The sequence below is a fragment of the Roseateles sp. GW821-FHT09H10 genome, from assembly GCF_059415865.1.
This window is the reverse complement of sequence record NZ_JBWKOB010000006.1, coordinates 178518-195965: the sequence shown is the minus strand read 5'-3', so window position 1 is coordinate 195965 and position 17448 is coordinate 178518. Positions and strand designations below refer to the sequence as shown.

Annotated in this window: 16 protein-coding genes; 11 read left to right on the top strand and 5 right to left on the bottom strand. The window is 70.4% G+C overall.

Translation table 11 applies throughout. The features are described 5' to 3' along the window. Positions 1-35 precede the first annotated feature (35 nt). Together AC07OY_RS24755 and AC07OY_RS24750 are read left to right on the top strand one after the other, a co-directional pair. The gene (locus AC07OY_RS24755; RefSeq protein WP_495045250.1) at positions 36-491 is read left to right on the top strand and encodes a (2Fe-2S)-binding protein; all 456 of its coding nucleotides are present in this window, start codon (positions 36-38) and stop codon (positions 489-491) included. 10 nt (positions 492-501) lie between these two features. Continuing rightward, a complete protein-coding gene (locus tag AC07OY_RS24750; RefSeq protein ID WP_495045249.1) occupies positions 502-2730 on the top strand; it encodes a xanthine dehydrogenase family protein molybdopterin-binding subunit in 2229 nt (742 codons plus the stop codon). A gap of 62 nt (positions 2731-2792) precedes the next feature. On the opposite strand, the gene AC07OY_RS24745 is transcribed toward AC07OY_RS24750, so the two are convergent. Further along, positions 2793-3719, bottom strand: a complete 927-nt coding sequence (locus tag AC07OY_RS24745) for a hypothetical protein (RefSeq protein WP_495045248.1) — start codon at positions 3717-3719, stop codon at positions 2793-2795. 82 nt (positions 3720-3801) lie between these two features. After that, entirely contained in the window at positions 3802-4011 is a 210-nt protein-coding gene (locus AC07OY_RS24740; RefSeq protein ID WP_495045247.1) for a heavy-metal-associated domain-containing protein, read from the bottom strand. Between the two features lie 39 nt (positions 4012-4050). Between AC07OY_RS24740 and AC07OY_RS24735 the strand changes: the two genes are divergently transcribed. Together AC07OY_RS24735 and AC07OY_RS24730 are read left to right on the top strand one after the other, a co-directional pair. Next, complete coding sequence (locus AC07OY_RS24735) at positions 4051-4605, top strand: NADPH-dependent FMN reductase (protein WP_495045246.1); 555 nt, start codon at positions 4051-4053, stop codon at positions 4603-4605. Then, positions 4602-5501 (top strand): pirin family protein, encoded by a 900-nt coding sequence (locus tag AC07OY_RS24730; protein WP_495045245.1) that lies wholly within the window; start codon positions 4602-4604, stop codon positions 5499-5501. The genes AC07OY_RS24735 and AC07OY_RS24730 overlap by 4 nt, the downstream gene beginning before the upstream one ends. Before the next feature lie 7 nt (positions 5502-5508). Here AC07OY_RS24730 and AC07OY_RS24725 read toward each other — a convergent pair whose 3' ends face one another. Together AC07OY_RS24725 and AC07OY_RS24720 are read right to left on the bottom strand one after the other, a co-directional pair. Continuing rightward, positions 5509-6273: a PA3715 family protein gene (locus AC07OY_RS24725; protein ID WP_495045244.1), complete on the bottom strand. Its 765-nt coding sequence runs from the start codon at positions 6271-6273 to the stop codon at positions 5509-5511. Next, the gene (locus AC07OY_RS24720; protein ID WP_495045243.1) at positions 6270-7289 is read right to left on the bottom strand and encodes an STAS-like domain-containing protein; all 1020 of its coding nucleotides are present in this window, start codon (positions 7287-7289) and stop codon (positions 6270-6272) included. The genes AC07OY_RS24725 and AC07OY_RS24720 overlap by 4 nt, the downstream gene beginning before the upstream one ends. Positions 7290-7435: 146 nt before the next feature. On the opposite strand from AC07OY_RS24720, the gene fba reads away from it, so the two are divergent. The 7 genes from fba (at position 7436) to AC07OY_RS24685 (ending at position 16376) form a co-directional block, all read left to right on the top strand. Beyond that, entirely contained in the window at positions 7436-8500 is a 1065-nt protein-coding gene (fba, locus tag AC07OY_RS24715) for a class II fructose-bisphosphate aldolase (RefSeq protein WP_495045242.1), read from the top strand. A gap of 8 nt (positions 8501-8508) precedes the next feature. Continuing rightward, positions 8509-8937, top strand: a complete 429-nt coding sequence (locus AC07OY_RS24710; protein WP_495045241.1) for a gamma-glutamylcyclotransferase family protein — start codon at positions 8509-8511, stop codon at positions 8935-8937. An 86-nt stretch (positions 8938-9023) separates the two neighbouring features. Beyond that, entirely contained in the window at positions 9024-12128 is a 3105-nt protein-coding gene (locus tag AC07OY_RS24705) for a PAS domain S-box protein (protein WP_495045240.1), read from the top strand. 1 nt (position 12129) lies between these two features. Further along, a complete protein-coding gene (locus AC07OY_RS24700) occupies positions 12130-12510 on the top strand; it encodes a response regulator (protein WP_495045239.1) in 381 nt (126 codons plus the stop codon). A gap of 31 nt (positions 12511-12541) precedes the next feature. After that, positions 12542-13438 (top strand): phosphoribosylaminoimidazolesuccinocarboxamide synthase, encoded by an 897-nt coding sequence (locus AC07OY_RS24695; RefSeq protein WP_495045238.1) that lies wholly within the window; start codon positions 12542-12544, stop codon positions 13436-13438. Continuing rightward, positions 13435-14556: a hypothetical protein gene (locus AC07OY_RS24690; RefSeq protein ID WP_495045237.1), complete on the top strand. Its 1122-nt coding sequence runs from the start codon at positions 13435-13437 to the stop codon at positions 14554-14556. The genes AC07OY_RS24695 and AC07OY_RS24690 overlap by 4 nt, the downstream gene beginning before the upstream one ends. Before the next feature lie 53 nt (positions 14557-14609). Further along, on the top strand, positions 14610-16376 hold the full coding sequence (locus AC07OY_RS24685; protein WP_495045236.1) for a serine/threonine protein kinase: 1767 nt from the start codon (positions 14610-14612) through the stop codon (positions 16374-16376). Positions 16377-16398: 22 nt separating this feature from the next. Here the strand turns inward: AC07OY_RS24685 and AC07OY_RS24680 are convergent, their stop codons facing one another. Next, positions 16399-17349, bottom strand: a complete 951-nt coding sequence (locus AC07OY_RS24680) for a tetratricopeptide repeat protein (protein ID WP_495045235.1) — start codon at positions 17347-17349, stop codon at positions 16399-16401. Positions 17350-17448 lie beyond the last annotated feature (99 nt).

Sequence of the window (17448 nt, the reverse complement as noted above, 5' to 3'; positions counted from 1 at the left end):
TAGAGTCGCCGCGTCCCACCCCCCCGGAGGAATCCATGATCAACATGACCGTGAACGGTCGCGCCGTCGCGCTGGACGCCGACCCCGACATGCCCCTGCTGTGGGCGGTGCGAGAGGAACTGAAGCTGACCGGAACCAAGTTCGGCTGCGGCGCGGCCCAGTGCGGCGCCTGCACCATGCATGTGGGCGGCACGGCCATCCGCTCCTGCCTGACGCCGATCTCCTCGGTGAGCGGCCCGGTGACCACCATCGAGGGCCTGGCCGGCGACAAGGTGGGGCAGGCCGTGCAGGCCGCCTGGGTCGAGCATGACGTGGCCCAGTGCGGCTACTGTCAGAGCGGCCAGGTCATGAGCGCCGTCGCCCTGCTCAAAGGCAACAAGAAGCCCAGCGACGCCCAGATCGACGAAGCCATGGCCGGCAATATCTGCCGCTGTGGCACCTACACCCGCATCCGCGCCGCCATCCACGCGGCCGCGGCTCAATTGGCTTGAGGAGGACGACATGCTGAACCCACGTCGCATCGACCAGGTCCTGAGCCAGGCTCGCGCCGGCCTGTCCCGCCGCAGCTTCGTCACCACCACGGTGGGCGGCGCCGTCGGCCTCGCCCTGCTGCCAGGCGTCGCCTCGGCCCAGGCGCCCAAGCCCGGCTCCAAGCCCACCGAGCAGCCACTGGCCTTCGTCACCATCGCCAAGGACGGCACCACCACCATCCTGTGCAACCGCATGGACATGGGCCAGGGCATCGAGACTGGCCTGGCCATGATCTGCGCCGAGGAGCTGGACGCCGACTGGAGCAAGGTGCGCACCGGCTTCGGCGACCAGAAGGCCGCCTATGTGGACCCGCTGTTCGGCATCCACCTGACCGGCGGCTCCAACTCCGTCAAGAACAGCTACCAGCAATACCGCGAACTCGGCGCCCGCACCAAGGCCATGCTGCTGGCCAGCGCGGCCGAGAGCTGGGGCGTGCCGGCGTCCTCGCTGAAAGCCGAGAACGGCATCATCAGCGGCGGCGGCAAGAGCGCCGGCTATGGCGAGTTCTTCGACGCCGCCATGAAGGGCGCGGTGCCCGAGGCCGTCACGCTGAAGGATCCCAAGAACTTCAGGATCATCGGCAGGCCCACGGGCCTGGTCGTCAGCCAGGCCAAGAGCACGGGCACCCAGGCCTATGGCATGGATGTGCAGCTGCCTGGCATGGCGGTCGCCGTCATCCAGCGCCCGCCGGTCTTCAACGGCAAGATCGCCAAGCTGGACTCCGCCGAGGCGCTGAAGGTCAAGGGCGTCAAGGCCGTGCTGCCGGTGACCCTGGACCGCGGCGGCCAGGGCGTGGCCGTCGTCGCCAGCGGCTACTGGGCGGCCAAGAAGGGCCGGGATGCGCTGAAGGTCGACTGGGACCTGGCCGGCGTCGCCAAGCCCGACACCGCGGCCCTGACCAAGCAATACCTGGCCCTCGCGAAGACGGCCGGCACGCCGGCGCCCAAGCCCGAGTTCCAGGCCGACGTGGCGGGCTGGAGCAAGGCGCCCCGCAAGATCACGGCCGACTTCGTCTTCCCCTATCTGAACCACGCCCAGATGGAGCCGCTGGCCTGCACGGTGGACCTGAAGGCCGACCGCTGCGACTTCTATTACGCGGCGCAAATGCCCGGCATCGACGCGATGAATCTGGCAAAGACCGTCGGGCTCAAGCCCGAGCAGCTGCAGATCCATGTGCAGATGGCCGGCGGCGGCTTCGGCCGCCGTGCCACGCCCGCGACCGAATGGCCGCGCGAGGCGGCGGCCGTGGCGGTGGCGCTGGCCCAGGCCGGCAAGCCCATGCCGGTCAAGGTGATCTGGAGCCGCGAGGACGACCTCAAGTCCGGCTACTACCGGCCCATGACCGTGCACCGCGCCGAGATCGGCTTCGACGCCACGGGGAAGATCGCCGGCTGGCAGCACCGCATCGTCAGCCAGAGCATCCTGAAGGGCTCGCCGCTGGAGGGCTTCGGCTACCAGAAGGGCGTGGATGGCACGACAACCGAGGGCATGCGCGATCCCTACGAGATCCCGATGAACTTGAGCGTCCACCATCCGGACATCAACGTGCCGGTGCTGTGGTGGCGCTCGGTCGGCGCCACGCACACGGCCTATGTCATGGAGACCCTGCTCGACGAGATCGCGTTTGCCACCAAGCAGGACCCGGTGGCCTACCGCATGAAGCTGATGGAGGGCAATGCCAAGGCCGACCGCCATCGCGCGGCCCTGCAGGCGGCCGTCGACAAGAGCGGCTATGGCAAGCGCAAGCTCAAGGCCGGCCAGGCCTGGGGTGTGGCCGTGCACGAAAGCTTCGAGTCCGTCGTCGCCTATGTCGTGGTGGCCAGCATGAAGGGCAAGGGCAAGGACCGCCAGCCGGTATTGCAGGAAGTGCATGCCGGCGTGCACTGCAATCTCTGCATCAACCCCAAGGCCGTCGAGACGCAGGTGCAGGGCGCGGCCATCATGGCCCTGGCGACGACCATGCCCAGCCACCGCATCACCTTCAAGGACGGGGCCGTCGAGCAGAACAACTTCTACGACATGGCCATGCCGCGCATCACCGATGCGCCCAAGGTCATGACGGTCAGCATCGTGCCCAGCAACGATCCGCCCAAGGGCATGGGCGAACCGGGCCTGCCGGCCCTGGCGCCGGCCCTGGCCAATGCCGTGGCGCGGCTGACCGGCAAGCGCCAGCGCGAGCTGCCTTTCAGCTTCGCCTGAGGCGAGCGGGCATGAAAGAGGCGGGCCCTCGGGCCCGCCTTGTCATTTGGGGGAGCTGCGCTTCAGCGCTTGGCGCTGCGGCGGCGCACGCCACCGGCGGCCAGCAGGCCCGCCAGCACCAGGCCGGCGCTCAGCGGTTCCGGCACCTGGTTGGGCAGGGCGCGAGCGATCGGGTCGGCATTGGGCATGGGGTCGCCCAGGCGGCCACCGGCGCCGCAGTAGGCGGCGAAGGGCGAGCCGGGCGTGGCCGTGCCGGCCTCGCCTTCGGTGTTGACGCCGTTGAAGAGCACGCCCGTGCAGGCGGCCTGCGACGTCAGGTTGCCGGAGGAGGTGGACTCCATCACATAGGAGATGGTGTGTTCCTGGCCGGGCGGCAGCGAACCCAGGGCGACCGAGAAGGCGCCGCCGTCGATGCCGTAGCTGAAGAAGCCGGCGCCGCCGGTGCTGGTCCAGCCCACCGACAGCAGGCCGGTGCTGCTCTGGCTGTTGGTGAGCAGGCCGCCGGCGCCGATCTCGGCACTCCAGGCCTGGTCCAGGTAGACGGTGCCGTCGATGACCAGCTTGAGGGTCAGCAGGGCCTTCTGGAACTCGCCGGCGCCGAAGGCCGTGCTGCCGAAGGCACCGATCTCGCCGGGATTGATGAAGAAGGAGAAGTCGGTGGCGTCGCTGCCGCCGAAGGTGCCCAGGATGGACGATGTGGCCTGGGCGTAGAAGACGGCCTCGCCGGAGGTGCGGGCGCCGAAATTGGACGCGCTGTCGTCGCAGGAATAGGCGCGCACGGCGATGTTGTTGTCGCCCGAGCCGGTCACGTCGCCGGCATCCTGGCCGAAGACATTGCCGCAGCTGCTGCTGGGGGCGGCCGTGCCGCCGGGCGGCGTGAAGCTGCCGACGTTGTAGGTGGCGGAAGCCGTGTAGGTCAGGCCTGCCCAGGCCGGGGCGGTCAGGGCCGTCAGGGCGGCGGTCAGGCAGATTTTCTTGAAATTGGACACAACAGGCTCCTTGGGCGCAATCGGCAGCATGCTAGGGGGAGGCGCTAACCTTGAATGTCCCCGGCATCGGTCTCCGCCCCCCTCAAATGGGGGTGTTGGCGGGGCCAGGTGTGTAACCTGCCGCAGTCAGCGCGGTTTCGAGGGCCTGGCGGGGCAGGGCGCTGTCGACCTGGGCGGTCCGGGCCTCGCGATCGATCTCGATGCGGGCCTGGGCGTCGACGGCCTTCAGCGCCTCGGTGATGGCGGCCACGCAATGGCCGCAGCTCATGTCGGGCAGGGAGAAGCTGTGCATGCTGGCATCATGCCTTCAACCCCGCCCCCTCCGACTGCCATGCACATCATTGCCCTCAGCGGCGCGCTGCGCCGCGCCTCCTACAACACGGCCCTGCTGCGTGCGGCCCTCGCGATGGCGCCCGAGGGCGTCACGATGGAGCTGCGCACCCTGCACGGCATCCCGCTGTATGACGGCGACGTCGAGGCCGAGGGCATCCCGGAGGCCGTCACCAAGCTGCGCGAGGAGATCCGCGCCGCCGATGCGCTGCTGATCAGCACGCCCGAGTACAACAACGCCATCCCGGGCGTGCTGAAGAACGGCCTGGACTGGCTGTCGCGTCCGAGCGGCGAGGGCGCCAAGCTGTTCGGGGCCAAGCCCACCGGTTTGATCGGCGCCACGCCCGGCGGCTTCGGCACCGTGCAATCGCAGGACGCGCTGCTGTCGGTGCTGCGGGCCTTCGGCAACGACTTCTGGATGGGCGGGCGGCTGATGGTGTCCAGGGCGGGCACGGTCTTCGATGCCGACGGCAAGCTGGTGGACGACAAGGTGCGCGGGCAGCTGCAGGCCTTCGTCCAAGGCTTTGTCGATTTCGTTCGCCAGAGGACGTCATGAACGTGCCCGTCGAGCGCATCGCCAGCCATATCGGCGACGTTGGCGGCATTCCCATCCAGCGCGCCCTGCCCAGCAAGGCGCGCCGCATCATCGGCGCCTGGTGCTTTGCCGACCACGCCGGCCCGGCCACCTTGCCGCCCGAGCGGCGCATGAAGGTCGGCCCGCATCCGCACACCGGCCTGTCGACCTTCAGCTGGATGATCGAAGGCGAGATCCTGCACCGCGACAGCCTGGGCTCGGAGCAGGTGCTGCGCCCCGGCCAGGTCAATCTGATGACGGCCGGGCAGGGCATCTCGCACAGCGAGGAGTCGCTGTCCGATCGCATCCACCTGGCCCAGCTGTGGATCGCGCTGCCGGACGCCGAGCGCGAGCGCAGCGCCAGCTTCCAGCATTTCCCCGAGCTGCCGCGCTGCTCGGTCGGCGGTTTCGACGGCACCCTGCTGGTCGGCGAGCTCGACGGCCTGCGTTCGCCGGTGCCCAGCTTCACGCCGCTGCTGGGCGTCGACCTCGTCGCCGACGGCCCGGCCGATGCGGTGCTGAAGCTGGATGCCGGCTTCGAGCATGGGCTGATGCTGCTGGAAGGCGAGGTCGAGGCCGCGCCTGCCGGCCATGACGCCGTCGAGACGATCACGCCGGGGACGCTGCTCTATGTCGGCCGCGGCTGCGAGTCGGTCGAGCTGCGCTGCGCCGGCGCGTCGCGCCTGCTGCTGCTGGGCGGCGAGCCCTGGGCTCAGCCGCCGCTGCTGTGGTGGAACTTCGTCGGCCGCGAGCCTGCCGAGATGCAGGCCTGGGCGCTCGACTGGGCCCGCGAAGATGGCGGGCGCTTCGGCGTTGTGCAGGGCTACGACGGCCCGCGCATCGCGGTGCCGCCGGTGCCAGCGCTCAGGAAGCCCTGAGGCGGGCTCACAGGCTGGCGGGATCGCAGGCCGTGATGGCGTCGCTCTTGGGCGGATCGCAGCGGTAGGCGCCGCCGTCGAAGCGGCATTCGCGGTGCAAGGCCTTCGGTGGGCTTGCTTCGCCGGCGGGGGCCTGGTGGGTGATCTGGTCGGTGAGGCGCAGCCGGCGCCAGCCCGAGGTCTGCGGGTCGAGCAGGCTCAGGCTCGTCTGCGCCTCGTTCCAGGGATCCTGGCCGATCACGCCCAGCCCGGCGTCCTGCCAGCTCATGGCCTGGCAGAACACCGGTTGCAGGCGGCGGCCTTCGGCAACATACAGACGCAGCCAGGAACTGCTGCGGCTGTTGGCCACGTTGTTGGAGCGGTCGCTGCTGAAGCGCAGCCCCAGGGCGCGCACCCCGGCCTTGATCCAATACGGCGCGAGATCCAGGCTCAGGCTCTGGCCGGTCAGCCAGGTGGTGGCGTCCTCCTGCAGCGTGACGCGGTGGCTGCTCAGGGCCTTGCCGCGGGCCGGGTCCACCAGGGCGACGACGACCTGCCATGCCGTGTCGTTGCTGCTGCCGCTGCCGGGTTTCTGGAAAGCCATCACGGCCGCCATGGTGCGTCCCGGTCCGGCCGGCCAGGGGCGGCAGTCGCTGGCCGCGACATCGCCGCGAATCCTGTTCTTGCCGCCCACCGCGCGCAGCGCGGCTTCGATGTCTTCGGTGCAGGCTTCGCTGCCTGCCCGAACCCCGCTGGTGAAAGCTGCCAGCAGCAGCGCGATGGCGAACCTCATCCAGCCCGCGCGCTTTTCACCAGTGCTTCGATGCGCGGCGTCGCATTCACCGCCACCAGCTCGATCTGCGGATTCGCCTTGGCGAAGACGCGGAAGAGCTCGTCCGTGAAGCCATGGCCGACGTCGGTGACGCCGTCGAAGTCGATCTCCGCGCGCTTGAAGGTGGCCAGCCGCGACCCGACGCGGCGGGCCTGGGCGCGGGAATCCAGGGCCTGGCCTTCGCTGGTCAGCAGGCGCAGCTGCACCCGGGTCTGGTCGAACTCGATGCCGTCGCCCGCCAGGCTCCAGGTCTCCATGATGCCGTCCAGCGTGCGCGTCGTATTCAGCGCGATGGCCATGTAGATGGAGCTGCCCTGGCGAGGCAGGGCTCGGCCCTTCTTCCAGCCGGCGCTTTCCCAGGCGCGGCGCTGGTAGGCGGTGTTGTTGGCGTGGATGTCAAAGACATCGGCCAGCTGGCTGCTGAAGAACAGGCCGCGGCCGGTATGGGCGTCGGGCGCGCTGGTCAGCCGCCCCTTGCTGAGCTCCAGCATGGCGTGCTGGGGGTCCTCGAGGGCGAAGGCGCTGCAGATCTTGTCGAAGACGCCGATGCCGTCGTCGCTGACCAGCAGCTGCACATGGGTGGGCGTCTGGCGCAGCGACACGGTGACGCTGCTGCCGCCGGAATGGTCGGCCGCGTTGTTCACGAGCTCGGTGAAGCCATGCTGGACCATGCGCTCGACATGCTTGGGCAGGGCGAAGTGGGGCGCGAAGTCGCGCTGCCAGGGCAGGTCTTCCTGCAGGCCGTAGAGGGTGTAGCTGCGCGCCACCTGGCGCAGTGCGCCGGGCGCGTAGACGGGCCGGCGGCCGCTGCCCGTGCGCGTCAGCCAGCCGGCGTCCATCAGGCGCTTCAACGCCGACAGCACCGCCCGGTGGCTGGCCCCGGTGCGCTCCTCGATATGGGTGGCCAGATCATGCGAATGCTCGCTCGCCGCGGCCGTGATCCAGTTCGTCAGGTGGTCGAACACCAGTCTTGTCATGAGCGCGCATTGTGCTGACTACTCTCATCCGTGGGGGTGGGGCATGCCCGGGACTCCATAGAATCCCCAACCAGTTACGACGCGGTTACAGCCTAGGGTGGCTACCGCAGTCGGCCCAGATTTCTCAACTACACCGGGGACATCCCATGCCTCTCGTTTCCATGCGCCAGTTGCTGGACCACGCCGCCGAAAACGGCTACGGCATTCCAGCCTTCAACGTCAACAACCTGGAACAAGTGCAGGCCATCATGGCCGCTGCCGACGAAGTCGGCGCACCGGTCATCCTGCAGGCCTCGGCCGGCGCCCGCAAATACGCCGGCGAGCCCTTCATCAAGCATCTGATCCAGGCCGCGGCAGAGATGTACCCCCACATCCCCCTGGTCATGCACCAGGATCACGGCACCAGCGTCAAGGTCTGCGCCGGCGCCATCGACCTGGGCTTCGGCTCGGTCATGATGGACGGCTCGCTGATGGAAGACGGCAAGACGCCGGCCTCGTTTGAGTACAACACGGACGTGACCCGCAAGGTCGTCGAGATGGCCCACAAGGTCGGCGTCACCGTCGAGGGCGAGCTGGGCTGCCTGGGCAACCTGGAAACCGGTGAAGCCGGCGAGGAAGACGGCATCGGCGCCGAAGGCAAGCTGGACCATTCCCAGATGCTGACCGACCCCGAGGAAGCCGCCGTCTTCGTCAAGGCCACCCAGCTGGACGCCCTGGCCATCGCCATCGGCACCAGCCACGGCGCCTACAAGTTCAGCCGCAAGCCCACGGGCGACATCCTGGCCATCGGCCGCGTCAAGGAAATCCACGCCCGCATCCCCAACACCCACCTGGTCATGCACGGCTCGTCCAGCGTGCCCGAGGATCTGCTGGCCATCATCAACCAGTACGGCGGCAAGATGAAGCAGACCTTCGGCGTGCCGGTCAGCGAGATCCAGGAAGCCATCAAGCATGGCGTGCGCAAGATCAACATCGACACCGACATCCGCCTGGCGATGACGGGCGCGGTGCGCAAGTTCCTGCACGAGAACCCCGACAAGTTCGACGCCCGCGAATGGCTCAAGCCCGCCCGCGAAGCCGCCAAGGTCATCGCCAAGCAGCGCTACATGGAATTCGGCTGCGAAGGCCAGGCCGCCAAGATCAAGGGCCGCACGCTGAGCGATATCGCCGGTGCCTATGCGCGCGGCGAGCTGGCCCAGAAGATCCAGTGAAGGGTGCAGTGACCCGTCACTGCTTCACCTACGGCTCGCTGATGTGGGCCGACATCATGGCCCGCGTCTGCGGGCATGAATTCGCCAGCGAGCCGGCCTCGCTGGCCGATCATCAGCGCCACCCGGTGCGCGGCCAGGACTACCCCGGCCTGCGCGCCGTGGTGGGCGGCACGGTGCCGGGGCGGCTCTACCTGGACGTGACGGAAGACGCCTGGGCGCGGCTCGATGCCTTCGAGGGCGCCGAGTACGAGCGCGCCGACGTCCTCGTCGCGCTGGCCGATGGCCGCAAGCTGCCGGCCCAGGTCTACCTTTTCCGCGCCGGCTTCGCCGACCGCCTGATGGCCGGGCCCTGGGACGTCGAAGCCTTCGAGCGTGAAGGCCGCGAGCGCTTCATTGCCCGCTATGTGGGCTTCGAGCTGATCAACTCCCGGGAATAAGCCACATTCCTGCGGATGCACCCCCCGTTCGCGGGGTCACAATGCATCGGCATAACCCCTCAGTCGTTAGGGGGCGGGAGTGTCGGATGGACGAGCTGACGGGGATCGTCGCGCGGGCAGGTTTCCTGCCCCACGGCTATTGCTTCCAGTGGTCGCCGGGCCTGCTCTGGACCATGGTCGGCGCCGACATGGCAATAGCCCTGGCCTATTTCTCCATCCCGCTGGCCATCGCGAGCTACGCCCGCCAGCGTCCCCAGGTCAACCTGGGCAGCATCGCCACGTTGTTCGCCGTCTTCATCTTCGCCTGCGGCGTGACCCATGTGCTGGATGTCTGGACCATCTGGCGCCCCGACTACGAGTTGCAGACGGCTGGCAAGGTCTTCACGGCCTGCGCCTCGGTGCTGACGGCCGCCATCGCCTGGCGGCTGATGCCGACGCTGCTGGCCCTGCCGTCCATCGACGAGATGCGCAGCGCCAACGAGGCCCTGCGCTGCGAGATGGACCGCCGGCACAGCGCCGAGGACCACCAGCTGGAGGCCGAGCAGAGCCTGGCCACGACGCTGCAGGCCATCGACGCCGGCTTCATCACGACCGATGGCGAGGGGCGCGTCACGCGCATCAACGCGGTGGCCGAGCGCATCACCGGCTGGCCGGCGCGCGAGGCTCTCGGGCAGCCGGTCTGGGAGGTCTTCCAGCGCGAGGGCATGCCCGCCGACCTGAAGACGCGCAACCCCATAGCCGTGGTGCGCGAGGGAGGCTTTCGCCGCCAGGCCGTCTGCGTGGCCCGCGACGGCAGCCAGCGTCCCGTCGAGGTGCACGCCGAGCTGACCCACCATGCCGACGGCCGCCCGCGCGGCGTCGCCATCGTCGTGCGCGATGTCGGCCGCCTGACCGAGGCCGAGGCCGAGGTGCGCCGCCTGGCCGCCGTCGTCGAGTCCTCGGCTGACGCCATCGTCGTGAAGACGCTGGACGGCCGCATCACCAACTGGAATTCGGCCGCCGAGAAGATGTTCGGCTACACCGCCGCGGAGATCGTCGGCCAGCCGGTGCAGATGCTGATCCCGCCCGAGCGCGAGGCCGAGGAAATGGGCATCCTGGCGCGCATCGCACAGGGCCAGCATGTGCCGCCGCTGCGGACGGTGCGCATCGCCAAGGACGGCCGCCGCGTCGAGATCTCGGCCCAGGTCTCGCCGCTGCGCGATGCCGCAGGCCGCATCATCGGCGGCATCAAGTCGGCCCGCGACCTGACCCACCAGCGCCAGATCGAGGCCGCCCTGCGCCAGAGCGAGGCGCGGTTGCGCTTCGCCCTCGAGTCCGCGGCCATCGGCGACTGGGAGCTGGAGCTGGACAGTGGCGCCATCCATCGCTCGCGCCGCTACGACCAATGCTTTGGCCTGCCCGACGCCACCGGCGCCTGGGATCGCGAGCGCATGCTGGCCGTCGTCCATCCCGACGACCGCGCCATGGTGGAGGCGGGCCTGGCCTCTCTGCCCGAGGGCCACCGGCCCTGGCATGCCGAGTTCCGCGTCGTCTGGCCGGACGACAGCGTGCACTGGCTGCGCCTGGACGCCCGCGTCACCCACGACGACGCCGGCTCGCCACGCCTGGTCGGCATCGCCGCCGACGTGACCGCCATGCGCACCGCCGAGCAGGCCCGCCAGCAGTCCATCTGGCTGGCCGCCGAGAACCGCCGCGTGCAGGAGAGCAGCCGGCTCAAGAGCCTCTTCCTGGCCAATATGTCGCATGAGCTGCGCACGCCGCTGAATGCCGTCATTGGCTTCGCCGACCTGCTGGCCATGAGCACCCAGCCGGTCGACTCGCCGCGCCAGCGCGAGTGGCTGCAGCACATCGCCAGCAGCGGCCGGCATCTGCTGACCATGATCAACGACGTGCTCGACCTGTCCAAGATCGAGGCCGGCAAGATGGACTTCCATGCCGAGCCCGTCGTGCTGTCCGCCGTCGTCGACGACGTGATGGCCACCGTCGCGGTGCTCGCCGAGCAGCGCGGCTTGAGCCTCAGCGCGTCCATCGAGCCCGGGCTGCAGGGCTTGGTGCTGGACCCGGCGCGGCTCAAGCAGGTGCTGCTGAACTATCTGTCCAATGCCATCAAGTTCACGCTGACCGGCGGCCATGTCGAGCTGCGCATGGTGGGCGAGGGCCCGCGGCTGTGGCGTTTGGAGGTCGAGGACAACGGCATCGGCATCCCGGCCGACCGTCTGGGCCATCTCTTCGTCGAATTCCAGCAGCTTGACGACGGCCTGACCAAGCGCCACCAGGGCACCGGCCTGGGTCTGGCGCTCACGCGCCGCCTCGTCGAGGCCCAGGGCGGCCGGGTCGGCGTCTACAGCGAGCCGGGCCGCGGCAGCCGCTTCTACGCAGTGCTGCCGCGCCAGCCGCTGGACGAGAGCCCGTCCCTGGACCGTGCCGTCCACCAGCAGCTCATCGCGCTGCGCGACCATCCGCTGCGCGACGGCCTGGCCCGCGAGCTGTCCCAGGCCGGCGTCACGGCCGACACCGCGGCCACCGCCGGCGAGGTGCTGCGCCTGACCCGCGTGCGCCGCTACACCGAGCTGGCCATCGACCTCGGCTTGCCCGATGCGCCGGGCCTGTCGCTGCTGGCGGCCCTGCGCAGCGGCGGGCCTTCCATGCATGCCGCCGTCAAGGCCCTGGCGCTGACGCCGCCGGCGGGCAGCGCGGGCGTGGCCTTCCCGGTGTCCGACGTGCTGGCAAAGCCGCTGCGCCGCCCGGCCCTGGCCCGCGCCCTGCTGCCACTGCGCGAGCGCCTGGGCCCCGGGCGGCCGGTGCTGGTCGTCGACGACGAGCTCACGGCGCGCGAGCTGATGTGCGGCGCCCTGCAGGCCGCCGGCGTCGAGGCGGTCGCGGCAGCCAGCGGCGCCGAGGCCCTGCAGCGCCTGCCGGGCTTGCAGCCCGCAGCCCTGGTGCTGGACCTGATGATGCCGGGCATCGACGGCTTCCAGGTGCTGCACGAGCTGCGCGGCGACCCGCGCTGGGCCGACCTGCCCGTCATCGTCTGGACGGCGCTGACCCTCAGCGTCGAGGACATCGAGGCCCTGACCCGCTCGGCGACGGCCATCGCCAAGGGCGGCGAGGCCCAGTCACTGGCCGAAGTGCGCGACGCGCTGCTGAACGCCGCCCGCCAGGAACGGCGCGGCCGGCGTCGGGGAGGCTGACATGACTGGCAACCGCATCCTGATCGTCGACGACAACGAGCTCAACATCGACCTCGCGCAATACGTGCTGGAGGCCGAAGGCTTCATCGTCGACCGCGCCCTGCATGTGGACGAGGCCTGGGCAAGGCTGCGTGCCTGCCGGCCCGCCCTGGCCCTCATCGACATCCAGCTGCCCGGCGCCGACGGCCTGAGCCTGGTGCGCGCCATCAAGGCCACCCCCGACCTCGCCGACCTGCCCGTCATCGCCTTCACGGCCTTTGCCATGCCGGGCGACGAACAGCGCTTCCGCGCGGCGGGCTGCGATGGCTATCTGACCAAGCCCATCGACGTCCACAGCTTCGCGGACACCGTTCGCGCTTATCTGGATGGAGGCGGCACCTAAAATCCCGGCCTTCTCCCCGAGTCGCGCCGCCATGCCCCAAGCCCTCTACGAATCAAGCCTGAAGTCCCTTCCCCTGCTCGGCCGCGGCAAGGTGCGCGAGAACTACGCCGTCGGCGAGGACCGCATCCTGATGATCGCCAGCGATCGCCTGTCGGCCTTCGACGTCATCATGGGCGAGCCCATCCCCGGCAAGGGCGCGCTGCTGACGAAGATGGCCCTGTTCTGGTTCGACAAGCTGGACGGCATCGTCCCCAACCACCTCACCGGCCAAGATCCGCTGTCCGTCGTCAGCGGCGAGGAGCGCGAACAGATCCGCGACCGCGCCATGCTGGTCAAGCGCCTCAAGCCCCTGCCCATCGAGGCCGTCGTGCGCGGCTACCTCGCCGGCAGCGGCTGGGCCGAGTACCAGCAGAGCCAGAGCGTCTGCGGCGTCCAGCTGCCAGCCGGCCTGCGCAACGCCGACAAGCTGCCCGCGCCCATCTTCACGCCGGCCACCAAGGCCGAGATGGGCGACCACGACGAGAACATCAGCTTCGAGCAGGCCGCCGGCATCATCGGTGCCGACCTCGCCGCCCGCGTGCGCGACATCTCCATCCGGCTCTACCAGCGCGCCGCCGATTTCGCGCTGACCAAGGGCATCATCATTGCCGACACCAAGTTCGAGTTCGGCCTGGACGCCGACGGCACGCTGACGCTGATGGACGAGGTGCTGACGCCCGACTCCTCGCGCTACTGGCCGGTCGAGAGCTATGCGCCGGGCAGCAACCCGCCCAGCTATGACAAGCAGTTCGTGCGCGACTGGCTCGAGGCCGTGCGCGTCGATGGCCAGCCTTGGGGCAAGAAGGCGCCCGCGCCGGCCCTGCCGGCCGAGGTCATCGCCAACACCGTGCAGAAGTACGAAGAAGCCTTGCAGCGGCTGACCGCATGAATGTGAAACTGCGCAGCCGCCTGGCGCAAAGGCTGGACGGGGAAATCGCCGCCGTCGCCGCCATGCCGGCGCGTGCCGCCGTGCTGCAGGTCCAGCGCGCCATCCTGTGGCTGCGCCATGGCCGCGAGGCCGAGGCCCGCGAGGAGCTGAACCGGCTGCAGGCCCGCGTGCTGGCGCAGCCGCGCGTCGAACTGGCCGCCTGGCTGCATCTGGCCGAAGGATTGACGGCTTATTTCAGTGCCTTTGGCGGTGGAGCACGCGAACGCGTGCGCCGCGCCCTGGTGATGGCCCAGGCTGCGAAGCTGCCGCCCCTGCAGGCCCTGTGCGACGCCTGGCTGGCCCAGATGGCCTTTGTCGACCGCGACATCGACCGCCTCGTCGGCCATGCGGCGGCCGTGCTGGCCGCACCGGCAGACAACGCGGCGGCCTGCCGCGTGGCCTCCTCCCTCGGCATGGCCTGGGACATGGCGCAGGACGAGGCCGCCGCCTCCGCCTGGTACGCCTGGGGCCGCCGCGCCGCCAGCGCCGAGGGCGACGACGCCGGCCTGGCCGCCTTGCTCTACAACCAGATGCAGATGCGCGCGCTGCGCATCCGCCATGCCGCGCTGGCCGGCGAACCCGGCGAGGCGCCGGCCGTGCTGCTGGGGGTGGACTCCATCGGCCACTTCGACGACGCCGTCGGCGGCTCGGCCCGCGCCGACCTGACGCCGCTGCTGCGTGCCCAGTTGCTCACCGCGCAGGGTGACTTCCAGGCCGCGGCCGCGCTGCTGGAAGCCCACCTGCCCGAGGCCGTGGCGGCCGGCCTGGCGCGTACCGGCATCAGCCTGCTGGCCGACCTGGCCTGGTGCTGGGCCAACACCGGCGACCCGCTGCGCGCCCGCGCGCTGGCGGACCAGGCTGCCGTCGAGGTGCAGGCCGAGGACGCGGCCCATTGCGACCTCGACGAATGCGCCGCCCTGCATGCCCGCCTGGCCCAGGTCTATGCCCGGCTGCACGAGGACGGGCTGTCGGCCCGCCATGCCGACGCCGCCCAGGCCGCCTGGCGCGATGACGCCGCCCAGCGCCGCCTCTGGGCCGAGCGCCTGAGAGCCGCCGGGCTGGGCACTCCGCCACGCTGACCGGCTTTTTCCGGAGAGTCGACCCGCCCCGGCTGGGGTACCCTCGCCGGCCTATGACCGCCGACTCCCGCGACGACGACGCCATCAACGCCTTGCCGGTGGGCACCCGCTTTGGCGAGCTCGAGATCACTGGCACCCTGGGCGTGGGCGGTTTCGGCATCGTCTACCTGGCGCGCGACCACTCCCTGGAACGCGAGATCGCGATCAAGGAGTACATGCCCAGCCAGTTCGCGCTGCGCGACGGGCAGTCCCATGTGTCGGTGCGCTCCGTCTCCATGAAGGAGACCTTCGACCTCGGCCGGCGCAGCTTCGTCAACGAGGCCAAGCTGCTGGCCCGCTTCGACCATCCCTCGCTGCTCAAGGTCTACCGCTTCTGGGAAGCCAATGGCACCGCCTACATGGCCATGCCGCGGCTGGTGGGCCAGAACCTGCGCGAGGCGCGCAGGGCCCGCCCGACGCCGCCGCCCGAGGCCTGGGTGAGGCGCATCTTCGACTCCGTGCTCGGCGGCCTGGAGACCCTGCATGCCCAGCAGGTCTGGCACCGCGACGTCGCGCCCGACAACATCTTCATGCCGGCCGACGGCAGCCCGCCCATCCTGCTGGACTTCGGCGCCGCCCGCCAGGCCATCAGCGACCGCACCCAGGTCTTCACGGCCATCCTGAAGCCCAGCTTCGCGCCCATCGAGCAATACGCCGAGGCGACGACGCTGCGCCAGGGGGCCTGGACCGATTTCTACGCGCTGGCCGCGGCCATGCACGAGCTGCTGACCGGCCGGCCGCCGCCGCCGGCCACGGCCCGCGCCATGAGTGACGAACTGGCGCCGCTGGACGTGCCCGGCTATTCGCCGGCCTTCCTGGCCGGCCTGGACTGGGCACTGCGCGTCGCGCCCCATCAGCGGCCGCAGACCGTCGGCGCCTGGCGCGAGGTGCTGGACGGCCGCGCCGCCGTGCCGGAACTGCAGGCCGCGCCGCCGCGCTTCGTGCCGCCGCCTCCGCCCCCGGCGCCGGCCGCGCCGCTGGATCTCGAGTTCGCCGACACCGTCCAGGGCCCGATGCTGGACGACGATGACGGCGCCACCGTCGTCGTGCCGCTGCGCAAGTCCGCGCCCAAGCCGCCACCGCCGCCTCCGCCAGCAGCGCCGCCGCGTGCAGGCACGCCGGCCGCCCAGCCCGCCGCAGCGCAGCCGCCCGCCTGGCACAAGCCGGCCATGATCGGCGGCGGCATTGCCGCCCTGGTGCTGCTCGGCCTCTTCGTCATGCAGCTGCGTGGCGGCCCCGACAAGCCCGAGCCCGTCCCGGCTGAACCCGCGGCGTCCGTGGCCGCGCCGGCGCCTGCGCCCGCGCCGGTCCAGCAGCCCCAACCCGAACCCCAGGTCCCCGTGGCCAGCGCCCCGGCACCGCAACCGGCTTCCGCGCCGGCACTGGTGCCGGTGCCCGTCAAGCCCGCGCCGGCGTCCGCGGCGGTCGTGCCTGCACCCCGCCCGGCTTCGGCGCCAACGCGCCGCGAGCCGGCCAAGCCCATCGTCACCGAGAAGGCCGGCGACTTCCGGCCCGTGCCGCGCAGCCCCGTCTTCGCGGCCCCCGAGCCGGCGGCTTCCAGCCCGGCGACGCCGTCCAGCAAGGCGGCTCCCGCCCCCGCCTCGACGCCCGCATCCTCCGGCGAGCCGCGCACCGCCAACGAGGCCTGCGGTGGCCGCGTGCTGTTCGCCCGCGCCTGGTGCATCGACCGGCAGTGCGAGAAGCCCATCTATCGCAACGACCCCGAATGCGTGAGGCTGCGCGACATCCGCAGCAACCGCGGCAACAGCGGCGTGCCCTGAGCGCCGAGTCTGGCGCCCGGACTTAGAACAGCGCCATCGACAGCTTGCGGCGGTAGCTGTCGATGAGGGGGTCGCTGTGCACGACGGCGGCCTTGCCGGCGAGTTCCAGCGTGCCGCTCTTGGCTTCGGCGGCCGGCTTCGGCGCCGGCTTGGTCAGCAGCTCCAGGATGGCCACATAGGTCTTGCGCGCGGCCTCGCCGTTCCAGGCCTTGTCGCGCATGATGATTTCCAGCAGCTCGTCCATGGCCTCGGTGAAGCGCTGGCCGGCCAGATGGATCTGGGCCAGGGTGAAGCGGGCGTCGAAATCGCGCTTGTTGGCGGCGATCGTGGCCTGCAGGACGCTCGGATCGGCGCCGGCGCTGGCCTCGAAGGCGCTCAGCCAGGTGGCCAGGGCGGCCAGGCGGGGCGAGGGCACCAAGGTGTCGGCGGCCTTGGCCGCCACCGGGGCGAAGGCGGCCTGGGCGTCCTGCAGCAGGCCGAGCTCCAGCAGGGCCTTCACATAGTCGAAGCGGGCGGCATCGTTGGCCGGGTCGGCCTGCACGGCATGGGCCAGCTTGGCCAGGGCGGTCTCCAGGTCGCCGTCGGCCATCAGGTCCTCGGCGTCGGCCAGGTCGGCCTCGGCTTCCAGCTCCTCGCCGGGCGGCACATGCTTGTCCAGGAATTCGCGGATCTGGGCCTCGGGCAGGGCGCCGACGAAACCGTCCACCGGCTGGCCGCCGGCGAACATCACGCAGAAGGGAATGCTGCGCACGCCGAACATCTGGCTCAACTGCGAGGCGATCTCGGGCACCTCGTCGCTGTTCAGCTTGGCCAGCGTGAAACGGCCGGCGTAGGCCGTTTCCAGCTTCTCCAGGATGGGGCCGAGGGTGCGGCAGGGACCGCACCAGGGCGCCCAGATGTCCAGCAGCACCGGCTGGGTCTGGGACGCGACGATGAGTTCGGCTTCGAAGTTCTGGAGGGTGATGTCGATCATGGCGGAGGGGAGAGTGAGGGGCGCCACCTACAATTCAAGGCTTTCCTGAGCCTCGGAGCGCGCTTTGTCTTCTACGTCAGCCTCTTTGACCCCTGATGC

Bases quoted from the DNA above. Each gene is read 5' to 3' on its own strand.
- AC07OY_RS24755 (WP_495045250.1), top strand. From the start codon at position 36: ATGATCAACATGACCGTGAACGGTCGCGCCGTCGCGCTGGACGCCGAC.
- AC07OY_RS24750 (WP_495045249.1), top strand. From the start codon at position 502: ATGCTGAACCCACGTCGCATCGACCAGGTCCTGAGCCAGGCTCGCGCC.
- AC07OY_RS24740 (WP_495045247.1), bottom strand. From the start codon at position 4,011: ATGCACAGCTTCTCCCTGCCCGACATGAGCTGCGGCCATTGCGTGGCC.
- AC07OY_RS24735 (WP_495045246.1), top strand. From the start codon at position 4,051: ATGCACATCATTGCCCTCAGCGGCGCGCTGCGCCGCGCCTCCTACAAC.
- AC07OY_RS24730 (WP_495045245.1), top strand. From the start codon at position 4,602: ATGAACGTGCCCGTCGAGCGCATCGCCAGCCATATCGGCGACGTTGGC.
- AC07OY_RS24725 (WP_495045244.1), bottom strand. From the start codon at position 6,273: ATGAGGTTCGCCATCGCGCTGCTGCTGGCAGCTTTCACCAGCGGGGTT.
- AC07OY_RS24720 (WP_495045243.1), bottom strand. From the start codon at position 7,289: ATGACAAGACTGGTGTTCGACCACCTGACGAACTGGATCACGGCCGCG.
- fba (WP_495045242.1), top strand. From the start codon at position 7,436: ATGCCTCTCGTTTCCATGCGCCAGTTGCTGGACCACGCCGCCGAAAAC.
- AC07OY_RS24705 (WP_495045240.1), top strand. From the start codon at position 9,024: ATGGACGAGCTGACGGGGATCGTCGCGCGGGCAGGTTTCCTGCCCCAC.
- AC07OY_RS24700 (WP_495045239.1), top strand. From the start codon at position 12,130: ATGACTGGCAACCGCATCCTGATCGTCGACGACAACGAGCTCAACATC.
- AC07OY_RS24695 (WP_495045238.1), top strand. From the start codon at position 12,542: ATGCCCCAAGCCCTCTACGAATCAAGCCTGAAGTCCCTTCCCCTGCTC.
- AC07OY_RS24690 (WP_495045237.1), top strand. From the start codon at position 13,435: ATGAATGTGAAACTGCGCAGCCGCCTGGCGCAAAGGCTGGACGGGGAA.
- AC07OY_RS24685 (WP_495045236.1), top strand. From the start codon at position 14,610: ATGACCGCCGACTCCCGCGACGACGACGCCATCAACGCCTTGCCGGTG.
- AC07OY_RS24680 (WP_495045235.1), bottom strand. From the start codon at position 17,349: ATGATCGACATCACCCTCCAGAACTTCGAAGCCGAACTCATCGTCGCG.